We start from the raw sequence: 21840 nt of genomic DNA on the forward strand, positions 1-21840 counted from the left end.
GAATCATAAGAGGAGACGATCATGAACGACAATATGAACGACAATAAGTTGGGCACTTTGGTTCACTGCTTCCTGCACTGGGAGCGGACCCAGCCTGATGCAATTTATCTCACCGAACCCATGCCTGACGGGCGGGTCGTGGACTATACCTGGAAGGAAGTCGGCGACCAGGCGCGACGCATGGCGGCCTATCTGCAATCTCTCGATCTGCCGCCGCAAAGCGCCATCTCGATCGTCGGCAAGAACAGCGCGCACTGGATGATTGCCGATATCGCGATCTGGATGGCCGGGCATATCTCGGTGCCGCTGTATCCGACCGTAAATGCCGACACCGCGCAATACGTTTTCGAGCACGCCAATACGCGCCTGGTGATTATCGGCAAGCTCGATGGCAAGACGGACGGCTGGAACGAAATCCAGAAGGTGGTGCCGCCGAACGTGCCGATGATCGGCCTGCCGCTATCTCCCTCCTTGCCGAATGTACGGCAATGGGAGGCCCTCGCTGCCGAGGTACAGCCGCTGCAAGCGGTGCATTTGCCGGCACCGGATCAACTTGCCACCATCATCTACACCTCGGGCAGCACCGGCCGGCCCAAGGGTGTCATGCACAGCTTCCGCACGATATTGGCCTACGCGACGAGGTCAGGGGAGTTTTGCGGATTCACCCCGAGCGATCGCGTGCTGTCCTATCTGCCGCTGGCGCACACGGCTGAACGTTCCTTCGTCGAATCGAATTCCTTGTGCCACGGCTTTCGTGTCTACTTCAACGACAGCCTGGCGACCTTCCCGCAGGACTTGCAGCGCGCACGTCCCACGGTCTTCATCTCGATGCCGCGCTTGTGGACCAAGTTTTACCAGGGCGTCTGCGCCAAACTGCCGCCCGCACAGCAGGAACTGCTCTTCACCCAGTCGCCGCAAGCCGACGCCATGAAGAAGCAAATTCTGACCATGTTGGGACTGGACGCAACCAGGATTGCCTTTACCGGATCGGCGCCGCTGCCGCAGGAAATTACCAACTGGTATCGCACCCTGGGCCTTGAGCTGTTGGACGTGTATGGCATGACGGAGAACTTCTCGTATTCCCATTACAGCCGCCCGGGCCAGGTCCGGCTGGGCTATTCCGGACAGGCGATGCCGGGGGTGGAATGCCGCATCGCGGACAATGGCGAGATTCTGATCAAGGCTCCCACGATGATGCTGGGCTATTACAAGCAGGCCGAACTGACGGTGGAAAGCATGACGGAAGACGGCTTCTTCAAGACCGGCGACCGGGGAGAACTGGACGAGATCGGCCGCTTGAAGATCACCGGTCGGGTCAAGGAAATCTTCAAGACCAGCAAGGGCAAGTATGTCGCGCCCGCGCCTATCGAAAACAAGCTCGGCCATCCGAAAGTCGAGGCGGTATGCGTGACCGGGCCGGCATTGCCGCAGCCATTTGCTTTGTTGATGCTGGGCCTTGATGCACGCAAGGAGCTGCAAGATCCCAAGACCCGCGAAAAGCTGCACACGGAATTACAGGGCATGCTTGAACGCGTGAACGCCCTGTCGGAAGACCATGAAAAGCTGGCCTTCGTGGTCGTGGTGAAAGACTTCTGGACAACCGACAACGGCTTCCTGACCCCCACCATGAAGATCAAGCGCAGTGTCATCGAAGAATGCTATCTGCCCAAGGCGCAGGGCTGGTCGGATCTCGGCCAGACCGTGATCGTCGAAGCGGACTAATACTACTGCGTCATGAATCGACGCTGAACGGTTCCCTCCCCATGCAGGGGGAGGGTTAGGGTGGGGGTAGTGCGCTCGAGTCATCGACATAGATTGCTCAACCTCACTACCCCCATCCCAACCTTCCCCCTGCAAGGGGGAAGGAGTCGTTCAGCGGTAGCTTGTGACGCAGTAGTGCTAATACGCTGCGCCTGTGCGCACCGGAGTCCTTGCTACTGCAAAGGTGCGCGCAGCGCACTCTGCCTTCAACACCAAGAAATATAACGGAGACAAGCGATGAAAATAAACTTCACACAGGTAATGAGCCAAGTTGCGATGCGCCATGCTGACAAAGAGGCGCTAGTCAACATCGAGCGCAAGCGCCGCTTTACGTATCGCGAGTTGCATCTATTTACGAATCGCGTCGTGAACATGATGCGCGAGCGCCTGCAGTTGCGCCGCGGCGACACGTACCTGTGCATCCTCGAGAACGACAACCTCTCCCTGCTGCACACCTGGACTGTGCTCAAGGGCGAAGCGGGTGCAGTCTGGACCAATTTCCGCGACTCTATCGATGAACACCGCTGGCAGGTGGGGTTCATCAAACCTAAAGTGGTGTTCCTGGAGAATGCACTGCTGGATCGCTATTTCGACATGCTGCACGAGCGCGGCGTGACGGTAGTCTGTATGGATCCGCCAACGATCGCACGCGACGGATTGCACTACTTTTATGATTTGCTCGAAGGCGTCCCCGATGCCGATCCCGGCGTTGAAAGCGACTCTACCCGCGACATCCTGATCTACCGCTTCACCGGCGGTACCACCGGCAAAAGCAAGTGCGCGCAGTACACGATGGACAATTGGCTGGCCTGTCGGGATGCCTACTATGCGGAGAACGAAACGGTATTCGATGCCGATTCGCGCTACTTGCACATGGCCCCCATCAGCCACGGTTCGGGCTTCGGCATGCTGCCGACCTTGTTCAAGGGAGGCTGTACGGTAACGCAGAACGTGGCGGACCTGAAGCAATGGTGCCGCAATTTGGAGGCGGAGAAAGTCACGATTTCAGGGCTCGTGCCAACGCTGTTGTACTGGCTCCTCGATTTGCCGGAGGCAAGCAGTCATGACCTCTCGGCGCTGCGTACCGTCTACTATGGTGCCGCGCCGATGAGCCCGAGCAAACTCAGGCAACTGCAGGATCGTTTCGGCAACATCTTCCTGCAGATCTACGGTTCGACCGAATGCCTGCAGCCGGCGGCCACGCTGTGCAAGGCCGACCACCTTGGCGCCGATCCCAAGCTTCTCGCATCGGCTGGAAGGGTATCCCCCACCGTCGAACTGCGCGTCATGGACGAAGCCGGCAATTCGGTTCCGGCAGGGGCGACGGGAGAAGTCTGGATTCGCTCTCGCGCCACTATCTCAGGGTACTTCAATAATCACGAAGGAACGGCGGCCGAATTTTGCAACGGCTTCTGGAAGTCGGGCGACCTTGGCTATCTCGATGAACAAGGCTTTCTCTATATCGTCGATCGCAAGAAGGACATGATCATCAGCGGCGGCTTCAACGTCTATGCGGTCGAGGTGGAGGCAGCGCTCAATTCCCATCCGGCGGTCGCCATGTCGGCGGTGGTGGGCGTGCCGCATGAGGAATGGGGCGAAGCCGTGCATGCCGAAATCGTGCTGAAGGCGGGTGCATCGGCACTTGTGGAGGATTTGATTGATCACGTGAAGGGCAGCATTGGCCGGTTCAAGGCGCCCAAGACAATCAGCTTCGTTGAAGCATTGCCACTCAGTGTCGTTGGCAAGGTACTGCGCCGGCAAGTGCGTGAGAAGTACTGGAAGGACCAGAAAAGGCAAGTCGGCTAATCATTAGAATGAGTGTAAACATGGATTTCGAATTGATCCTGGTTGAAGTGACGGACGGGCTGGCGGTGCTGACGCTGAACCAGCCGGCAATACACAATGGCCTGGACGAGCACGTCTGCCTTGAAATCATGACAGCGCTTGATCAGTTGATCTTGCGCGATGACGTTCGCGCTTTGATTCTGACGGGGGCAGGCAAGTCCTTTTGCGCCGGCGCCAAGCTGGGCGATCCAGCCAAGCTGGCCGGGAGCGATGCATCCTTCGGTCAGCGCGGCGCACAGATGATGGAGGAACGGTACAACGCCGTCGTCCTTGCTCTGCAACGATTCCCGTTCCCCATCGTCGCTGCACTCAACGGCGCAGCGGCTGGGGCCGGTATCAGCCTTGCCTTGGCTGCCGATATCGTGCTTGCCGCACGGTCCGCCTACTTACTTGCACCTTTCCTGCCGCGCTTGGGCCTCGTACCCGATATGGGCGCGACCTGGTACTTGCCGCAGCATGTCGGACGCGCACGCGCAATGGGCTTGATGTTGCTGGGCGATCGTCTTCCTGCGGAAAAAGCCGTTGATTGGGGATTGATCTGGTCTTGCGTTGACGACGAGGCGCTGATGCATGAAGCGAGAAGCATTGCGCACCGGCTGGCAAAGGCACCCGCACACAGCGCACTCGAATCCCGTCGCGCGCTCGATACCGCTGCCGAACAAAGCCTTGCCGCGCAACTCGATTACGAAAAGGAACGGCAGCGCGAATTGCTTGATTTGCCTTCCTTCCAGGAGGGCCTACAGGCATTTCTTGAGAAGCGAGAGCCGATTTTCAAAAGATAAGGGCACATTGTGTGCCTAAGTGCGACGAACGCTCCCAGATCGTGCCGGCATCGGCCAAAACAAGCCGGTCCGGCACAGGAAACCGGACGGGCTTATTCATCGTCGCTTTTACATCAAGCCGCGTCTTGCACTGCATCCCTTCTGGTCCGAACGCGACCCCTACGCTGACCCGCAATCCGCTCTAGAGCAGTTTCACCCTGACTTGCCAGTCGAGGCCGAGACGATTTGCCTGTGGAACAAGGCGCGGCGACGCGACATGGCGAGCCATGGCAAGGAGCCGCAACGCAGTGCCGCGGGCAAATCGCCCGGCATCGACGGTACAGTCAGGGTGAAACTGCTCTAAGCTTATCTGCTTAACGCACCATGCAAGGTTTCTTGTTATCGAACTTCCAGCCGGGAATCAGGTATTGCATGGCCACCGCATCATCGCGCGCCCCCAGTCCCATTTCACGGTAACGCTGGTGGGCAAGCTCGACCTGCCCCATATCGAGTTCGATGCCGAGCCCCGGCTTCTGCGGCACGGCCACCATGCCGCCCGCAATCTGCAGCGGCTCGCGGGTCAGACGCTGGCCATCCTGCCAGATCCAGTGGGTGTCGATCGCGGTGATCTTGCCCGGCGCTGCAGCGGCAACATGCGTGAACATCGCCAGCGAAATGTCGAAGTGATTGTTGGAATGCGAGCCCCAGGTCAGGCCCCATTCATTGCACATCTGCGCCACCCGCACCGAACCCTGCATGGTCCAGAAATGCGGATCGGCCAACGGGATATCCACCGATTGCAACTGGATCGCATGGCCCATTTCGCGCCAGTCGGTCGCAATCATGTTGGTGGCGGTGGGCAAGCCGGTGGCACGACGGAATTCGGCCATGACTTCGCGTCCCGAAAAGCCGTTCTCCGCACCGCAGGGATCTTCCGCATACGCCAGTACCTCATGCTTGTCGCGACACAGGCGAATCGCGTCCTTGAGCAGCCAGCCGCCATTCGGATCCAGCGTGATGCGCGCCTGCGGAAAGCGCTCGGACAAGGCGGTGACGGCGTCCATTTCGTCTTCACCGCGCAGCACCCCGCCCTTGAGCTTGAAGTCGTTGAAACCGTAACGCTGGTAGGCCGCTTCGGCAAGACGCACGATGGCGTCAGGCGTCATGGCTTTTTCATGGCGCAGGCGGAACCAGTCGTTGTCGGCCTCCGCTTCGCTCGGATAGGGCAGATCGGTCAGTGTGCGATCGCCGATATAAAACAGGTAACCAAGCATTTCGACCTTGTCGCGTTGCTGTCCTTCGCCGAGCAATGCCGCCACCGGGACCTCAAGGAATTGTCCGAGCAAGTCGAGCATGGCCGCTTCCAGCGCGGTGACTGCATGGATCGTGATGCGCAGGTCGAAGGTTTGCAAGCCGCGCCCCGCGGCATCGCGGTCGGCAAAACTCTGGCGCACGCTGTTGAGTACGCCGTGATACGCGCCGATCGATTTGCCGACCACCAGGTCGCGCGCATCTTCGAGCGTCTGGCGAATGCGTTCACCGCCCGGCACTTCACCCACGCCGGTATGGCCGGCGCTGTCGGTGAGGATCACGATATTGCGCGTGAAGAAAGGGCCGTGGGCGCCGCTCAGGTTCAGCAGCATGGAATCGCGTCCGGCGACTGGGATGACGCGCATCTGAGTGACAACGGGGGCGCCAGGCGCAACTTGTAATTTGTTTGCTGTATTCATTATTGCCTTTCCTATAGAAATCTGTTGAAGCGATGCCAGCGGCAAAAGCCGTGGCCAAGTCATTGTCTTTTGTCATTTAAGAAACGTGAGTGCATTAAGGCAAACGTTTGACTAAAATTATTATGATAAGCGCTCGTTTGAAATGCAATAGAAAGTTTAAAGATCGTTTCATAGCAGCTTTTCTAATATCTAAGCACTATTAACCAGGCGCTATAAAAAGGCAGTTGCGAGGGAAGTCAGGCAGAAAAGGCAATTTCCCTGTCCCTTTGGCATCACGTGAAAAATTTTCTTGCTGAATCATCCATCACGCTGGCATACTAAGTTAAACGCTTACCTAAATTGCGTTAATAACGCCTTGTCCGAACCGAGATTCGAGCAAGGAATTTTCATGGAGAAAGAGGATGACGAAAACAATGCGCCTACGCTCAAAGCGACGGCTTGATTTTTTTATTTCCCAGGCATTCGAGCGGAAACAGTCCAACCGGCAAAAGGATTTTCCGGTTGCCAAATCTAGCAGGTTGGGTATGGGGACAGTGCTTGGCGGCGCGATATTGTCCCTGACCGCCTGCGGGGGCGGTTCCAGCGACAGTCAAAGTGCAAGCCAGGCAGCGGTGCAGCCGAAGCTCGAGGTAAGGTCAAAAGTAGTCCTGTCCGTTGATAATCTGCAGTTCAAGGACTTGAACAGCAATCAGAGGCTTGACCCCTATGAAGACTGGCGCCGGCCGGTTGACGAGCGCGTCAACGACCTTGTGGGTCAGATGACTCTGGAGGAAAAAGCCGGGTTGATGCTGATTGACACCCTCAATGCCGATTGTAAAGGCGCAGTTCCGCAGACAGGTGTCGACTTTGTTAACACACAGAGGATGGCGCGTTTCATTTTCCGCAATGTCGTCACCGGTAGCCCTGCATGTACGACGGCGCCCGCAGGGCGCGGCGGCCAGCCTGTGACGCCTGAAGAAGCCGCGAATTTCATGAACTCCGTGCAAGCCTTGCGCGAAGCTACCCGTCTTGGCATCCCGGCCCTGTTCAAGTCGAACGCACGCAATCACTATGAAAAGGATGCCCGCGTCGGCATCAATGAAGCGGCCGGCGCGTTTACGGAATTCCCCAAGGAAGGCGGGATTGCCGCAGCGGCGCTTGGCACAGGCGACATGTCCCTGATCAAGGAATTTTCGCAGGTCATGGGCGAAGAATGGAAATCCATTGGATTGCGCGGCATGTACGGTTACATGGCTGATCTTGCCACTGAGCCGCGCTGGTATCGCGTGCATGAAACTTTCACGGAGGATGCCGACCTCGCCGCGAACATCATGAAAACGCTGGTCGAGAATCTGCAAGGCGGCCCGCTCAACAAGGATTCCGCGGTAGCATTGACGATGAAGCACTTTCCCGGCGGCGGCCCGCAGGAGCAGGGCTTCGACCCGCACTATGCGTTCGGCAAGGATCAGGTCTACCCGGGCAACAACTTTGGCTATCATTTGAAGCCGTTCATGGCGGCGATCAATGCCGGTGTGTCTTCCGTCATGCCTTACTACGGCGTGCCGATCAAGGTCACCTATGAAGGCGTGACTTACGACCAGATCGGTATGGCGTTTTCGAAGCAGATCGTGACCGATCTTCTGCGCGGCAAGCTCGGCTTCAACGGGTATGTCAATTCGGATACCGGCATCATTAACGATCGTGCCTGGGGCCTCGAAAGCAAAACCGTGCCGGAGCGCGTGGCGGCTGCGATCAATGGCGGGACAGATACCTTATCCGGCTTTAACGTCAACAAGACCATCACTGATCTCGTTCAAGCGAAACTGGTGACTGAAGAGCGGGTGAACGAAGCTGCGAAGCGTCTTCTGAAAGCGCAGTTCCAGATGGGGCTGTTCGAAAACCCCTATGTCGATGCGAAACTAGCCAACGGTACCGTCGGCAAGCAGACGAATCGCGAAAAGGGACTGGATATTCAGCGCAAATCGATCGTGCTGCTGAAGAACCAGGAACAGACCATTGCAACAAAGACGCTGCCGTTGAGAGCGGGTGCGAAAGTGTACACATTGGGGATTGCCAAGTCGGATGCCGATAAATATGGTTATGTCGTCACGGATGGGGAGGCACGGCCGAATGGCGTGCGGCCGAGTGCGGCAGGCCACGATTATGCGGTGATTCGTGTCGAGGTGTCGAATCCGACAGCAGTGACCGGCACATACACCAGTAACGGAGCAACGACCGGTGCAAATCCAGCCTTCATCGATCCGGAGACCGGCAAGACCTATGGTGCGCAAGACCGTTGCGTAACGAACCCAGGGCAGGCGTGCACGGACAATGGACTGACGTTCGGCGGTTCCTTCCCATGGGAAGGGAACAACCTGTCGTTCACCAAGATGGCGGAGTCCCAGTCCTGGAGAATTTCTCCCTCGCTTGCCGAAATCAAGGCGGTAATGGGTGAAGTGGGTGCAAGCAAAACCGTGCTGAGCATTTATTTCCGACAGCCTTACGTTCTGGATGACGCAAGCGGCTTAAAGAATGCGGGTGCAATTGTGGCTGGTTTTGGCGTAAGCAATACCGCTCTTCTTGATGTCCTGAGCGGCAAGTCCAAGCCACAAGGCAAGCTGCCATTTGCATTGGCAAACAACTTGCAAGCAGTGATCGACAACCAGCCGGACGTCCCCGGATATCCAGCAAAAGATACGCTGTATCCGTTCGGATTCGGACTGGGCTACTAACCGATCTTCTGCCACTCTTTGCCTGCATTGGAATTTCAATGCAGGCAAAGTCATTGGTGGTCTGGCGTTAGAGTGATGAAGATTTATCGCAAATTTTCATTCACTTGACGTCCTCGAGTGCAATAGCGGACTGCCCCTTCCCCTACGCCGGGCGCCCCTACGCCAGGTGCCCCTGCAAGGGGGAGGGAGCGGTCCGAAGTTGCCGGAGATGCACGCGAAGAAAGAACGTTGTCTTGACAGAATTCGCACCTGTAAAGGGGTGCCTGTTAGGGCTCGCCTGCTTCAGCGCCGCAACATCGGGCGCTGTCAGGCATGGCGCTTTCTGCCGCTGGTGGACTCGCGCAGCACAAGCTGCGGATCAAGAACCGTGTACTCTTCCGTCGGTCTTCCGGCAAGGAGGTCCAGCATCTTCTTCATTGCCAGCTCGCCCATGCCTTCGCTTTGCAGATTGACCGAGGTAAGAGACGGCGAGACGTATTCGGCATAAGGAACGTTATCGAATCCCGCTACCGCGACATCATGTGGAATTTTGAATCCAAGCGACTGCGCTTCCTTCATGAATCCGATTGCGAGCAAATCGTTATAGCAGATCACTGCGTCCGGATGGTCCTTGCCCAACATGATCAGCGAGCAGAGGCGCTCCCCTTCGGAGGCAAAGGGCGCCTGCGCGTCGTAAGCTTTTAGCGACAAACCATGGCTCTCCAGGCATTCGCCGACTCCTGCAATGCGGTCGCGGTCCCAGCGCGATTTCGAGAATCCGAGATAAACGATGTTTTTGCACCCTTGGTTAACGAGGTGCTGGGCTAGCATATAGCCGCCCTGTTGTCCGGCGCTGCAAATGCTGACCAGCTTTGCTGTTTCCAGTTGCCCGAAGAAGACGAGTGGTTTTCCGAAATCAATTACCGTCTTGATGTCCGTTTCCGACATGCGTGAGCTGATTATCAATCCATCAACCCGGCGGCTTAAGGTATCCAGCAATTGCAGTTCTCTCTTCTGGTTTTCTTCAGTATCGACGAACAGCAAGGTATAGCCAGCATCAATGGCAACCCGGTTGGCGCCTTTTACAACAGCGGTGAAGTGCGGATTATTGATGTCCAGGATGGCAACGCCGATGGTCTTCGTCTCACCGGTGATCATTGAACGTGCCAGTTCATTGGAGCGATAGCCGATTTGCGCTACGACAGAATTGATTGTGGCTTCGACGGCAGGTGAGAAGCGCTGAGCGCCATTCAGGAATTTGGAAACCGTTGCGGTCGAAACGCCTGCAGCCTTGGCAACGTCGTGGAGTGTTGGAGCATTTCTTTTCATTGGTAGGTGAGCCAGATAGAACAGTCCAAAGCACGGAGCTGACATGCAATTTTAATCCATCAACCCATCGTTTCCCTTCTATACACCTTGAACAATGGGGGGCGCATTGCGATAAGGCATCGAAACCTCTTTGAATAGGCTATTTCAATTTCGCCGAAAGGACGCTAAACTAAACTAGCCGGTTCAAATAAAAGGATTGACATGCGAACAAAAAGCGAGACAAGACGACAGGCGATTCTCAAAGCCGCTTCCGAAATATTCCGGGAAACCGGCTTCGAACGTACCTCGATGGAGACCATCTGCAAGCATGTGGGATACTCGAAGGCTACCTTGTACAGCTACTTTCCTTCAAAGGAAGAGTTGTTTCTCGAAGTGGTGATGGAAGCCACCGAGGCGGAATTCCAGGCCAACCATGCGGCGCTTGACCCGACGACGCAAGATATCAAACAGGCATTGAACAATTTCGGAATACGTCTGCTGACCTTGCTGTATTCGCCCCAAGTCCAGGCGGTGCGCCGTCTGGTGGTATCCGAGGCAGGTCGATCGGACTTGGGGAAGAAGTGCTTTGAACTTGGCCCCGTTCGCAGCCAGGCGGCAGTCGCCGAATTCCTGCACCAGGCGATGGAGAAAGGGCAGTTGCGGCGGGCCAATCCGCACGTCGCCTCCCTGCACCTGAAGGGGCTGCTGGAAGCGGAGTGGCTCGACCGTTTCATATTCCAGATGCTTGGAGCGTTGACGGCCAAGGAGATCACCGAATCAGTCGATCGCGCCATCTCGGTCTTTATGGCGGCTTACGGCGTGTTGGACGACGCGAGCAAACAAGCTCGAACGAAGGGAGCTGGCCGTGGATGAGATCACCATGCAATCTATTCTTGATTCGAAATGGCTGGTTTTCATGAAGGTGGCCGAGCTCGGAAGTTTGACGAAGGCGGCCACGGTCTTCGATGTACCGCAGTCAATGATCAGCCGGAATGTCAGTGTGCTGGAGCGGCAATGCGGCGCACGCCTGTTCCGCCGCACGGGACGCGGCGTTGTATTGACGGAATTCGGCGAGCAGCTCTATCCGCGTCTCCAGGCACTCATGCAGCAAGCCGATCGCCTGGCCGACGACATCCGGAGTTCTGGCGGCGTGGCTGCCGGAGAGGTCAGGGTAGGAATGTTGCCCTCATCCGTGCCTATGCTGGCCAGCAAGCTGTACAGCCTGGTGAAGGAAAAGTTCCCGCGGGTCAGACTTCACCTGAGCGATGGCCCAAGCACGCAGTTGGAGGAATGGCTGCGCGAGGGGCGAATGGACATGGCGCTGCTGCTGCGGGAAGGGCCGGTTTCGGATAGTGGCGAATCGGTCCTGGCCCAGATTTCCTTACGCTTGATCGGGCCGCGCAATGATCCGCTGCTTCAGGAGCCGACAGTGGATTTGAGCGCCCTGCAAGGGCGTCCTTTGGTGGTACCAAGCCACCCGCATCCTCTTCGGGCTCGTTTGGACACCCTCGCCGAGGCGCGCGGGATCAACCTGAACATCGCAGCCGAGGCGGACTCGATCAGGCTGCAGCACGAAATTGTCGCGGCCGGAGGAGGCTATGCCATTACATCAGGCTTGTTCGAGATGGATAGCGATAGCCGGCTGGCCAGCGCCCGCATCGTCAAGCCCGAGTTGTTGCGCAGCGTTGTCCTGAGCACCAGCCCGCGCCGCCCACATACCCTCGCCACCCGCGAGGTGCTTCGCCTGATCGTGCAGGTGGTGCCGGAACTGCTTCAGACGAGGCACTAGGGCCTGTTAATAATTGATTTGGGAGATGCGTTCAAGCCACAACGTGTGCTGGCGGTGGCGCGTGGCGACGCAAAGGGCGGGCCCTTTGCTAGCCATGCAACGCCGGTAGCGCACGTTGTGGCTTGAACCCGAAGGGAGCGGGTCGTATGCGTCGCATGCCGTTGTTGCGGCTCCTTGCCGTAGCACGGGGGCGCCGAGCCCGCTACGACGCGTCGCCGCGCCTAGCCCTGCAACGCATACGACCCGTTCGCACTCCCAAATCAATTGTTAACAGGCCCTAAGGCTTGGAAAGAAAGTCGTGGATCAGGGTATTCACAATGTCCGGCGCCTCGTGATTACAGATGTGACCGCTGCCCGGAATGACATTGAGTGTTGCATGCGGAATCTGCTCGGCCATCTCGCGCATTGCCGGCACCGGCCCGCCGCCGTGGTCGTGCTCCGCAGCGAGCAACAAGGTCGGTGCCGTCAACTCCGGCAGCCGTGATGTGAAGTCCATTTCGATGAACGCGCCCACGGCGGCGAGGTAACCCTCGAGCGTCGTGCGTTTCATCATATCCCTCAGTTGCTTGTCCACCTCCGGATGCTGCTTCCGAAATTCAGTACTCAGCCAGCGGTCCACGGTGGCATCCGCCAGGACTTCCATTCCCTGTGCCGAGGCTGCCGCCTGTCGTGCGCGCCAGAAGCCCCTGCGTTCATCCGGTTGCCGCGGGCGGCAACAGCACGCAATGACGCGATCCACACGCGACGGAAGGTCGATGGCAAACCGCAGTCCGAGGGAACCGCCGAATCCCAATCCGACCACGCTTGAGCGTTCAATGCCAAGCTGATCCCAGAGCTGTACCACACCATGCCAGATGTCATCGAAACCGCACTCCGGCGGTGGCGGCGGACTGCTGCCGTGACCCCAGGGATCGAACATCAGAATGCGAAAGTCATGTGCCAGGGCATCGGCCTGGGATTGCCAGAACGTTGCATCGTTGCCGATGCCGGGGATGAAGGTCACCCAAGGCCGATCGGGTTGATCGATGAGCGTGTAGTTCAAGGATGGAAGAGCTTGCATAAGATAAAAAATGGAAAGGGATTCTCGTCATACTGCTGCGGGAAATAGCCGCCTGTGAAAATCATTCTGGAAGCGAATGGCCAATAGCCATAGTGTCGCTCGATTTTCTAGTTGGGCGATAGTGCCGCCATTAGATATCTGAATATCGGAAAGCTGATATCCCTGATAGGCAGAGCCAGTTCGTTGACATGCCAGACATCGAAAAATAATAATGGTCTCACTTCAGGAATGCGATGCGCCAGCATGCGCAAAGCGCGGAGATGATGTGAGCAGGCGCATTGCGCTGTGATGCCAGCAAGCACAATCCATCTAAGCGACGAACCGACCAGTTGCTCCCTTAACCATTCATCACAGACACACTATGACATCTGCAAACCGGTTTACGATCGATGGTGTCGATCGCATTAAATTCGCGGTCGAAAAACTTGACGATGCATGCCGATTCGCCACCGACTGGGGCTTGACCCGGATAGACTCAGGCGATGCATCGAGCAAGCTGTTCCGCACGGCCGACGGCTCCGAAGTCGAAATCGTCGAGACCGACCTGTCCGTCTCGGGCCGTCGTCCCATCATCAACGCCAGCGGCCTCTGCGAGATTACCTGGGGCGTGACCGACCCGGATGGCTTGGCGAGGCTTGGCGACATGCTGAGCAAGGACCGCGAGGTGTCGGTCGATGCGGCAGGCGGGTTGCATACGGTGGATGACCTGGGGATTCCCATTGCATTCCGCATGACTCGGCGCCACACCGTGGTCCTGGAGCCAACTCGCTTCAACAGCCCAGGAAGGCCCGACAGGATCAATTCCCGCGCGCCGCGCTACGAGGCTGCACAGCCCACCGAGATCAGCCACATGGCGATCGGCGTTGACAACGCAGGCGATGCATCGCGCTTCTATATCGAGCGCCTGGGCTTCATCGTCTCCGATCATTATGCCAATCGCGGCATGTTCTTGCGCTGCGCACCACGGGGCAACCATCACCACCTGTTCTTCATGAACGGCAAGGCTCCCGGCACGCGATTCAATCACTTGGCCTTCAAGGTGCGCGACATTCATGAAGTCATCGGCGGCGGCCAGCGTCTGGATGGATTGGGATGGAAGACTTTCGCCGGTCCGGGTCGGCACACGGTCTCGTCCGCATGCTTCTGGTATTTCAACACTCCTCTCGGTTGTGCCTGGGAATACGCAGCGGATGAGGACATCGTCACCGAGACCTGGGAGACCAAGGATTTCGCGGCGACCGCCGACATTTTTTCGGAGTGGACATTCGGCCTGGAAAAATCCGATGGACGCCTGCGTGGGCCGATTGCCCATAGCAAGGATGCGCCGATCGAGAAAACCAAGAGCTAATACCAATCCCAACCCATAACGTGACATGAAACCGCGTCTTTTTCCGGGGGCGCCGAGCCGCCTGCCTGCGTTGCACTCGTCGTCAATAGCCCGCTATTGACTCCTCCTGCGCCTTGCCAGTCGAAAAAATCCATCGATTTCATTTGTCACGTTACAGGTTGGGATTGGTATAAGGCACCGCCTACACCTTACGCAAAATCCACGGAAACCTAATCCATGTCGAATTCGATGTCATCCAAGCCGCCCAGTTACTGGATTGAATTGCTGCAGGCCCAGGTCCGCGTAGTTCACGGGCGTTTTCGTACCCGGATCGTCGAGGCCGGCGCAGGGCCTGCGCTTATACTGCTGCACGGCACTGGCGGCCACGTCGAGAACTACGCCCGGAACATCATTCCGCTGGCCAGACACTTCCACGTCATTGCGCTGGATTTCCTCTGGCACGGACGGTCGCAGACTGAAGGCTACGATCCGGAGATCATTCCGCTCCTGGTCGACCAGGTGGTCGATGTAATGGAAGTCTTGAATCTGGACCAAGCTCATGTGGAAGGCCAGTCGCTCGGTGGCTGGGTGGCGATGCAATTGGCGTTGCGGCATCCCGGCCGGGTCAAGCGGTTGGTGCTGACAACGACGCAGGGCTACGCGCCCGATACCGGCGCCATCCCGGGTTATGAAGAGCCGGACTGGGCATCCAACTTGCAAAGTTCCCTTGAGGTACTGCGCAATCCGACCTATGAGAACGTGCAGACGCGCATGGCGCGGATTTTGGCCGATCCATCCCAACTAACCGACGAGGCAATCGGCGTGCGTCAGGCGCTGTACCGGCAGCCGGCGCTTGCTGCGGTTCAGCAGCAGTTCATTTCGGAGTACCTGGCCGGCGACATCATCCGCAAGCACATCATCACCGACGCAATGGCCCGGACGATTTCCCAGCCCACGCTGGTCTACTGGGGCGACAAGAACCGCACGCCGCCGTCATTGGGAATGCGGCTGTCGCAGCAGGTACAGCAGGGTTGCTTCCATTGCGCGGCGAATACGGGCCATTGGGCGCAATTCGAAAGTGCGCCGGAACATAACCGGGTGGTGGCGGAGTTTCTCCAGGCCGCTTCTGCCTAGCTCATTTCATAGGAATAACGATGTCGACCACAAACGAATTATGGGGACGATGGCTCGTCGTCTCATGGGAACAGCAATATGCGGACGGTAGGGTGGAGCGGCCGATGGGCGATCAACTGGAAGGCTTCATTGACTACACCAGCGACGGCAACATGACTTGCATGATCAGCCGCAAGGATCGCGCCCGTTTCGAAAAGGGTGGTCAATGGAATGCTCCTGATGAGGAAAAGGCGCGCGCTTACGACTCCATGCTGTTTTATGCCGGCCGCTACCGTGTGGATGGCCAGACCATTGTCCACATGGTGGATATCAGCCTGTTCCCGAACTGGAAGGGCGGCGAGCAAAAGCGCGAGTTCCAGTTCCAGCCCGACGGCACCCTCGCGCTGCTTGCCCGTCTGGAGCAGGGTACGCCCGAGGCACGGGTCTCCCGTCTTGTCTGGCGCCGTCATGAATCGAATGAGAAAGGTAACGCAGCATGAGCAATCCGGAAATCGGCAAGACAATACAGTGCGGGGACGTGACGACGAACTACCACGATCTGGGCGAGGGCGACGCAGTCCTGATGTTGCACGGCTCGGGCCCCGGCGTCAGCGCCTGGGCCAACTGGCGCCTGGTGCTGCAACGCCTGCAAAGCGATTTCCGTTTGCTGGCGCCGGACCTCGCGGGCTTCGGCTATACGCAGACGCCGTCCGACATGCCGCTCACCCGGCAAAACTGGCTCGATCAGATGGTGCGCTTCCTCGACGCGATGAAGATCGAACGTGCCCATGTGATCGGCAATTCCTTCGGCGGTTCAATGGCGCTCGCGCTGGCGATCGCCCACCCGGACCGTGTGAACAAGATGGTGTTGATGGGCAGCGTCGGCGTGCCATTCGAGCTGACGCCGGGTCTTGATGCGGTCTGGGGCTACACGCCATCCGTGGAAAACATGCAGGCGATCATGAAGATCTTTGCCTACGACCAGAACCTGATCGGCGATGCCCTCGTGCGCATGCGTTATGAGGCCTCCATGCGTCCAGGAATCCAGGACGCGTATGCCAGCATGTTCCCGGCCCCGCGTCAGCGCTGGGTCGAGGCGATGTCCCATTCCGAAGCAAGCATTCGCGCGCTTGCGCACGAGACGCTGATCGTCCATGGGCGCGAGGACAAGGTGATCCCTCTGTCCAATTCGCTCACGCTGCATCAGTGGATTCTCAACAGCCAGCTGCACGTATTCGGCAAGTGCGGCCACTGGACCCAGATCGAGCACGAAGCTGCATTCTCGCGCCTGGTCTCGGATTTTTTTCATGAGCAGCGCTGAACGGCGCATATCGAGGAACCATCATGAGTGTTAATCGCCACGCCAATGCGGCGGAAGCTCTGCGCGCCGCCGCGGAATCCGGCCAGTACATCAAACCCTTGACGGAACAGTATCCGGATTTAGCTCTTGAGGATGCCTATGCCATTCAACGGATCAATACCGAATATTGTCTTGCCGCAGGTCGCAGACGGGTTGGCTGCAAGATCGGCCTGACTTCCCCCGCGGTGCAACGGCAGCTCGGGGTGGACCAGCCAGATTTCGGCATCCTGTTCGATGACATGGGCTTTGACGAAGGCTTGCCGATTCCCTTCTCCAAACTGCATCAGCCCAAGATCGAAGCCGAAGTTGCATTCGTGCTTGGCCGTGACCTGGACATGGAAGAACCGGGACTGGTGGATGTGATGCGTGCGATCGAGTTCGCCTTGCCTGCACTGGAAATCGTCGGCAGCCGGATTCTCGACTGGAAGATCCGTCTGGTTGACACGGTGGCAGACAATGCATCCTCATCAGGCTACGTGCTGGGCAGTTCGCCCCGCACCCTCGCGCAACTCGACCTTCGCAACTGCACGATGGCGCTGCAGCGCAACGGTGAGATCGCCTCTTCCGGTAACGGCAGCGCCTGTATGGGTAATCCCTTGAATGCGGTGGTGTGGCTGGCGCGGACCATGGCGCGCATGGGCGCACCCTTGAAGGCCGGCGAGCTGGTGTTGTCGGGAGCGCTGGGGCCCATGCTGGAGGTACGCCTCGGCGATGCCTTTGTCGCGGAAATCCAGGGCCTCGGGTCCGTGTCGGCCTTGTTCGACACCGTGCCGGAAGCGCGTTGACCAGTTAAGGAAATCTTTGTGATGGTTAAAAAAATCAAAGCAGCAATCATCGGCAGCGGCAACATCGGCACGGATCTGATGATCAAGATTCTCCGCCATGGCCGCAATATCGACATAGCGGCCATGGTCGGTATCGATCCGGCCTCGGACGGCCTTGCTCGTGCCGCGCGCATGAATGTGGCGATTACGCCGGAAGGCGTCGAGGGCCTGGCCAGGATGCCGGAGTTCAAGGACATTGGCATCGTGTTCGACGCGACCAGTGCATCGGCCCATGTCCGGAACGATGCATTCCTGCGCGGACTGAAGCCGGAAATCCGCATGGTCGATCTGACGCCGGCGGCCATCGGCCCGTACTGCATTCCGGTGGTGAACGGCGATGCACATCTCGACGCAATGAACGTCAACATGGTCACCTGCGGCGGACAGGCCACGATTCCGATGGTCGCGGCCGTGTCGCGGGTCGCCAAGGTCAAATATGGCGAGATCGTCGCCAGCATTTCCAGCCGCAGCGCGGGGCTGGGAACGCGCGCCAACATCGACGAGTTCACGGAAACCACATCGAAGGCAATCGAGGTGATCGGAGGCGCGGAACGCGGCAAGGCCATCATCATCATGAATCCCGCCGAGCCGCCGCTGATCATGCGCGACACGGTCTACACCCTTAGCGAATTCGCCGACGAAGCGGCGATCGCCGAATCGGTGGAGAAGATGGCGGCAGCGGTCCAGGCGTATGTGCCCGGTTACCGGCTCAAGCAGCGCGTGCAGTTCGACCGTATCGAGCAGGACCGTCCGATTCGCATTCCCGGGGTGGGCGACCGCCTGGCCGGCTTGAAGACATCGATCTTTCTCGAGGTCGAAGGCGCTGCCCATTACCTGCCTGCGTACGCGGGCAATCTCGACATCATGACCAGCGCGGCGCTGCAAACGGCCGAGCGCATGGCCGAGCGTCTGCTTCTCGCGGAAGCGGCATAAGGATTTCAGATGAACAAAAAGCTCTACATTTCCGACGTGACGCTGCGCGATGGCAGCCATGCGGTACGCCATCAGTACAGCGTCGAACAGGCCATGGTCATTGCCAAAGCGCTTGACGAGGCCAAGGTCGATTCGATCGAAGTCGCCCACGGCGATGGACTGCAAGGAGGCAGCTTCAACTACGGCTTTGGCGCGCACACCGATCTCGAATGGATCGAGGCCGTGGCCAGCGTCGTCAAGCATGCCAAGATTGCCACGCTGCTGTTGCCGGGCATCGGCACAGTACACGATCTGAAGGCTGCCTATGAGGCCGGCGCGCGCGTCGTCCGCGTGGCCACGCACTGCACCGAAGCCGATATCTCGAAGCAGCACATCGAATACGCACGCCACCTCGGCATGGAAGCTGTCGGCTTCCTGATGATGAGCCACATGCAGACGCCGCAGGGTCTGGCCCAGCAGGCCAAGCTGATGGAGAGTTACGGGGCGACCTGCTGCTATGTGGTCGATTCCGGCGGCGCGCTGAACATGAACGATGTGCGGGATCGCTTCAAGGCCTTCAAGGACGTGTTGAAACCCGAGACCCAAACCGGGATGCATGCGCACCACAATCTCAGTCTTGGCGTGGCCAACAGCATCGTTGCGGTCGAGGAAGGGTGTGACCGCATCGACGCCAGCCTGGCCGGCATGGGTGCGGGCGCGGGCAACGCGCCGCTGGAAGTGTTCATCGCCGCCGCCGCGCGCATGGGCTGGAATCATGGATGCGATCTGTACAAGTTGATGGATGCGGCCGATGACATCGTGCGTCCGCTGCAGGACCGTCCGGTTCGCGTCGATCGCGAAACGCTCGCGCTGGGCTACGCCGGGGTGTACAGCAGCTTCCTGCGTCACGCCGAAGCAGCGGCTGGGAAATACGGATTGAAAGCCGTGGACATACTGGTCGAACTGGGCCGCCGTCGCATGGTCGGCGGGCAGGAAGACATGATCGTGGACGTGGCCCTCGACCTCCTGAAGACGCGCGAGCAAGAGCGCGTGCACGGCAGTTCCGTTGCAAGTGCAGCCGCGTGAACTTTCGCACGGTGAAATAGAGATAACAAGGAGGAATGACACATGACTGCAAAGCTGGATACGGCATCCATGAAGGTGCTGATCGTTGGCGGCGGCACGGGAGGACAATCCTGCGCGCTGGCCCTCCGCCGGCTCGGAGTGGATGTCGAACTGATCGACATCAATACCAAATGGGGCGCCTCGGGTGCCGGGATCACGATCACTGGACCAACCCTGCGCGCGCTGCGTGACCTTGGCGTCTATGACGATGTCGCCGCCGAGGCGTATGTCGGCGAAGGCATTCGGGTGTGTGACGTGAACGGCAACGTCTTGCGCGAACTGGCCACACCGATGCCTCCGGGCGTCGGTGTGCCGGGCAGCGGTGGAGTGACCCGCCCGACCCTGCACGGGATTCTGGCGCGCCGCATCAAGGCCGCTGACGTAAAGATTCGCCTGGGCATCACTGTCGATGGCCTGACTGAGGAGGCCGATGGCGTGCGCGTCAAGTTCAGCGATGGCAATGTCGGCAAATACGATCTGGTGATCGGCGCGGATGGCCTGTTCTCCCGCGTGCGCGAACTCATCATGCCGGATGCCCCCAAGCCAGAATTCACCGGTCAGAACTCCTGGCGCGTGACGGTCGACCGCCCGGCCTCGATCGAACGGCGCACCTACTACCTTGGCGGTCCGTACAAGGCCGGCTTCACTCCCGTGTCAGCGACCAAGATGTACATGTTCGTGCTGGACAAGTCGCCTCAGATGTATCGCCCGCCCGAAACCCTGCACACGGAACTCGCAATCATGCTGAAGGACTACGGCGGCGAGGTCGGCAAGGTGCGCGATGGACTCAATCCGGATTCGGAAATCGTGTACCGTCCACTCGAAGCCTTCTACCTGCCGGCTCCGTGGTATCGCGGCCGCGTGCTGCTGGTAGGCGACGCTGCCCACCCGACCACACCGCAACTGGCGTCCGGCGCCGGGATGGCTGTTGAAGACGGCCTGGTGCTGGCCGAAGAATTGTCCAATGCTACCAACGTGTACGAAGCGTTGTTCATGTTCATGCGTCGGCGTTTCGAGCGCTGCCGGCTGGTCACCGAGAGCTCGCTGGAAATCGGCCGCCTGGAACAGGCGCGCGCGCCCGTCGAAAAGCAGACGGCGGTGGTCGAACGCGCCTTGCTCGCGCTGAGCGAGCCGGCCTGATCGCTCCGGCGGGGCGGTCGAGTTAACAACACAGAAGCCAACACAGAAGCACAGAGACAGTAATGAAACTAATCGTTCAATCCGTGACGCCGCGGGCGGAAGGCATCGTCGAACTGGAATTGCGGTCGCCCGAGGGCACGCCGCTGCCGGCTTTTACCGCCGGCGCCCATATCGATCTTCATCTCGATAACGGCATTACCCGATGCTATTCCCTGGTCAACTCACCGCACGACGTCGAGCGTTACGTCGTCGCCGTCAACAAGGATCCGGCCAGCAAGGGCGGCTCGCGCTACGTGCACGAGGTCTTGCGGCCCGGCATGTTGCTGCAGGTCGGCGAGCCGAGGAACAATTTCCCCCTGGTCGAAGATGCGCCGATGGTCGTGTTTTTTGCAGGCGGTATCGGCGTCACCCCGCTATGGTGCATGATCCAGCGTCTGGAAAGCCTGGGACGCCCATGGATGCTGGTGTACGGTGCGCGCAGCAGAAAGCATTGCGCCTACATGGACGAGATTGGCGCATTGGGCGAACGGCTTCCCGGGCGTATCCGGTTTCATTTCAATGACGAGCACGGCGGTCAGCCAATGGACCTGAATGCGCTGATCCTGGAAGTACCGGCCGATGCCCATCTGTATTGCTGCGGTCCGACACCGATGCTGGAGGCCTTTGAGCAGGCAACCGCATCGCGGCCGGCCGGCACCGCGCACGTGGAGTACTTCGCCGCCAAGCATGCCGCGGCAGTCGGCGGCGGCTACAAGGTGACGCTGGCGCGCCGCAACCGCACGCTTGAGGTCGCGCAAGGCAAGTCCATCCTTGACGTCCTGCTCGAATCGGGTGTCGATGTGCCTCATGCCTGCAAGGAAGGGATTTGCGGCGCGTGCCAGACCACGGTACTGAAGGGCACACCGGATCATCGCGATTCTTATCTGTCGCCCGGCGAAATGAAGAGTGGCAAGACCATCATGATCTGCTGCTCGGGCAGCAAGTGCGAAGAATTGGTGCTGGATCTCTGAGCGGGAAACTGTATTGGCAGGAATGCCGGCGTGCTCTGGAACAAATTGCAGAAGCCGAGCGCGCAATTGCCGAAATATCGCTCTC

Annotated in this window: 19 protein-coding genes; 16 read left to right on the top strand and 3 right to left on the bottom strand. The window is 58.7% G+C overall.

What is annotated here, in order from left to right; all coding sequences use genetic code 11:
• Nucleotides 1-21: 21 nt before the first annotated feature.
• From D3871_RS20485 to D3871_RS29985, 4 genes are all read left to right on the top strand, one after another.
• Nucleotides 22-1722: an AMP-binding protein gene (locus D3871_RS20485; RefSeq protein WP_233575744.1), complete on the top strand. Its 1701-nt coding sequence runs from the start codon at nt 22-24 to the stop codon at nt 1720-1722.
• Nucleotides 1723-1998: 276 nt separating this feature from the next.
• Nucleotides 1999-3567 (top strand): AMP-binding protein, encoded by a 1569-nt coding sequence (locus D3871_RS20490; protein ID WP_119770904.1) that lies wholly within the window; start codon nt 1999-2001, stop codon nt 3565-3567.
• A 20-nt stretch (nt 3568-3587) separates the two neighbouring features.
• The gene (locus tag D3871_RS20495; RefSeq protein ID WP_119770905.1) at nt 3588-4388 is read left to right on the top strand and encodes an enoyl-CoA hydratase-related protein; all 801 of its coding nucleotides are present in this window, start codon (nt 3588-3590) and stop codon (nt 4386-4388) included.
• A gap of 19 nt (nt 4389-4407) precedes the next feature.
• Nucleotides 4408-4731 carry a hypothetical protein gene (locus D3871_RS29985; RefSeq protein ID WP_147376860.1) on the top strand — a complete coding sequence of 108 codons (324 nt, stop codon included), beginning with the start codon at nt 4408-4410 and terminating at the stop codon, nt 4729-4731.
• A 10-nt stretch (nt 4732-4741) separates the two neighbouring features.
• Here D3871_RS29985 and gudD read toward each other — a convergent pair whose 3' ends face one another.
• Entirely contained in the window at nt 4742-6097 is a 1356-nt protein-coding gene (gudD, locus tag D3871_RS20500; protein ID WP_119770906.1) for a glucarate dehydratase, read from the bottom strand.
• A 524-nt stretch (nt 6098-6621) separates the two neighbouring features.
• Between gudD and D3871_RS20505 the strand changes: the two genes are divergently transcribed.
• Nucleotides 6622-8808, top strand: a complete 2187-nt coding sequence (locus tag D3871_RS20505) for a glycoside hydrolase family 3 protein (protein WP_119771468.1) — start codon at nt 6622-6624, stop codon at nt 8806-8808.
• 306 nt (nt 8809-9114) lie between these two features.
• Here D3871_RS20505 and D3871_RS20510 read toward each other — a convergent pair whose 3' ends face one another.
• Entirely contained in the window at nt 9115-10161 is a 1047-nt protein-coding gene (locus D3871_RS20510) for a LacI family DNA-binding transcriptional regulator (RefSeq protein WP_338016853.1), read from the bottom strand.
• Between the two features lie 156 nt (nt 10162-10317).
• On the opposite strand from D3871_RS20510, the gene D3871_RS20515 reads away from it, so the two are divergent.
• Nucleotides 10318-10968 carry a TetR/AcrR family transcriptional regulator gene (locus tag D3871_RS20515; RefSeq protein ID WP_119770908.1) on the top strand — a complete coding sequence of 217 codons (651 nt, stop codon included), beginning with the start codon at nt 10318-10320 and terminating at the stop codon, nt 10966-10968.
• 7 nt (nt 10969-10975) lie between these two features.
• Entirely contained in the window at nt 10976-11884 is a 909-nt protein-coding gene (locus D3871_RS20520; RefSeq protein WP_119770909.1) for a LysR family transcriptional regulator, read from the top strand.
• Nucleotides 11885-12161: 277 nt separating this feature from the next.
• Here D3871_RS20520 and D3871_RS20525 read toward each other — a convergent pair whose 3' ends face one another.
• Nucleotides 12162-12926, bottom strand: a complete 765-nt coding sequence (locus D3871_RS20525; RefSeq protein WP_233575745.1) for an alpha/beta fold hydrolase — start codon at nt 12924-12926, stop codon at nt 12162-12164.
• A 379-nt stretch (nt 12927-13305) separates the two neighbouring features.
• Between D3871_RS20525 and D3871_RS20530 the strand changes: the two genes are divergently transcribed.
• The 9 genes from D3871_RS20530 to D3871_RS20570 all read left to right on the top strand — a co-directional run bounded on the left by D3871_RS20530 (nt 13306) and on the right by D3871_RS20570 (nt 21755).
• The gene (locus D3871_RS20530) at nt 13306-14292 is read left to right on the top strand and encodes a VOC family protein (RefSeq protein ID WP_119770911.1); all 987 of its coding nucleotides are present in this window, start codon (nt 13306-13308) and stop codon (nt 14290-14292) included.
• 216 nt (nt 14293-14508) lie between these two features.
• Nucleotides 14509-15405, top strand: coding sequence for an alpha/beta fold hydrolase (locus D3871_RS20535; protein WP_119770912.1), 897 nt, complete (start codon nt 14509-14511; stop codon nt 15403-15405).
• A 20-nt stretch (nt 15406-15425) separates the two neighbouring features.
• Nucleotides 15426-15884, top strand: a complete 459-nt coding sequence (locus tag D3871_RS20540; RefSeq protein WP_119770913.1) for a lipocalin-like domain-containing protein — start codon at nt 15426-15428, stop codon at nt 15882-15884.
• Complete coding sequence (locus tag D3871_RS20545; RefSeq protein WP_119770914.1) at nt 15881-16705, top strand: alpha/beta fold hydrolase; 825 nt, start codon at nt 15881-15883, stop codon at nt 16703-16705. The genes D3871_RS20540 and D3871_RS20545 overlap by 4 nt, the downstream gene beginning before the upstream one ends.
• A 23-nt stretch (nt 16706-16728) precedes the next feature.
• Nucleotides 16729-17529 (top strand): 2-keto-4-pentenoate hydratase, encoded by an 801-nt coding sequence (locus D3871_RS20550; RefSeq protein WP_119770915.1) that lies wholly within the window; start codon nt 16729-16731, stop codon nt 17527-17529.
• A 21-nt stretch (nt 17530-17550) separates the two neighbouring features.
• Complete coding sequence (locus D3871_RS20555; protein ID WP_119770916.1) at nt 17551-18501, top strand: acetaldehyde dehydrogenase (acetylating); 951 nt, start codon at nt 17551-17553, stop codon at nt 18499-18501.
• A 9-nt stretch (nt 18502-18510) separates the two neighbouring features.
• On the top strand, nt 18511-19566 hold the full coding sequence (dmpG, locus tag D3871_RS20560) for a 4-hydroxy-2-oxovalerate aldolase (RefSeq protein WP_119770917.1): 1056 nt from the start codon (nt 18511-18513) through the stop codon (nt 19564-19566).
• A 42-nt stretch (nt 19567-19608) separates the two neighbouring features.
• Nucleotides 19609-20745 (top strand): FAD-dependent monooxygenase, encoded by a 1137-nt coding sequence (locus D3871_RS20565; protein ID WP_119770918.1) that lies wholly within the window; start codon nt 19609-19611, stop codon nt 20743-20745.
• A 62-nt stretch (nt 20746-20807) separates the two neighbouring features.
• Entirely contained in the window at nt 20808-21755 is a 948-nt protein-coding gene (locus D3871_RS20570) for a PDR/VanB family oxidoreductase (RefSeq protein WP_119770919.1), read from the top strand.
• Nucleotides 21756-21840 lie beyond the last annotated feature (85 nt).

Source organism: Noviherbaspirillum saxi (assembly GCF_003591035.1).
Lineage (GTDB): Bacteria > Pseudomonadota > Gammaproteobacteria > Burkholderiales > Burkholderiaceae_D > Noviherbaspirillum > Noviherbaspirillum saxi.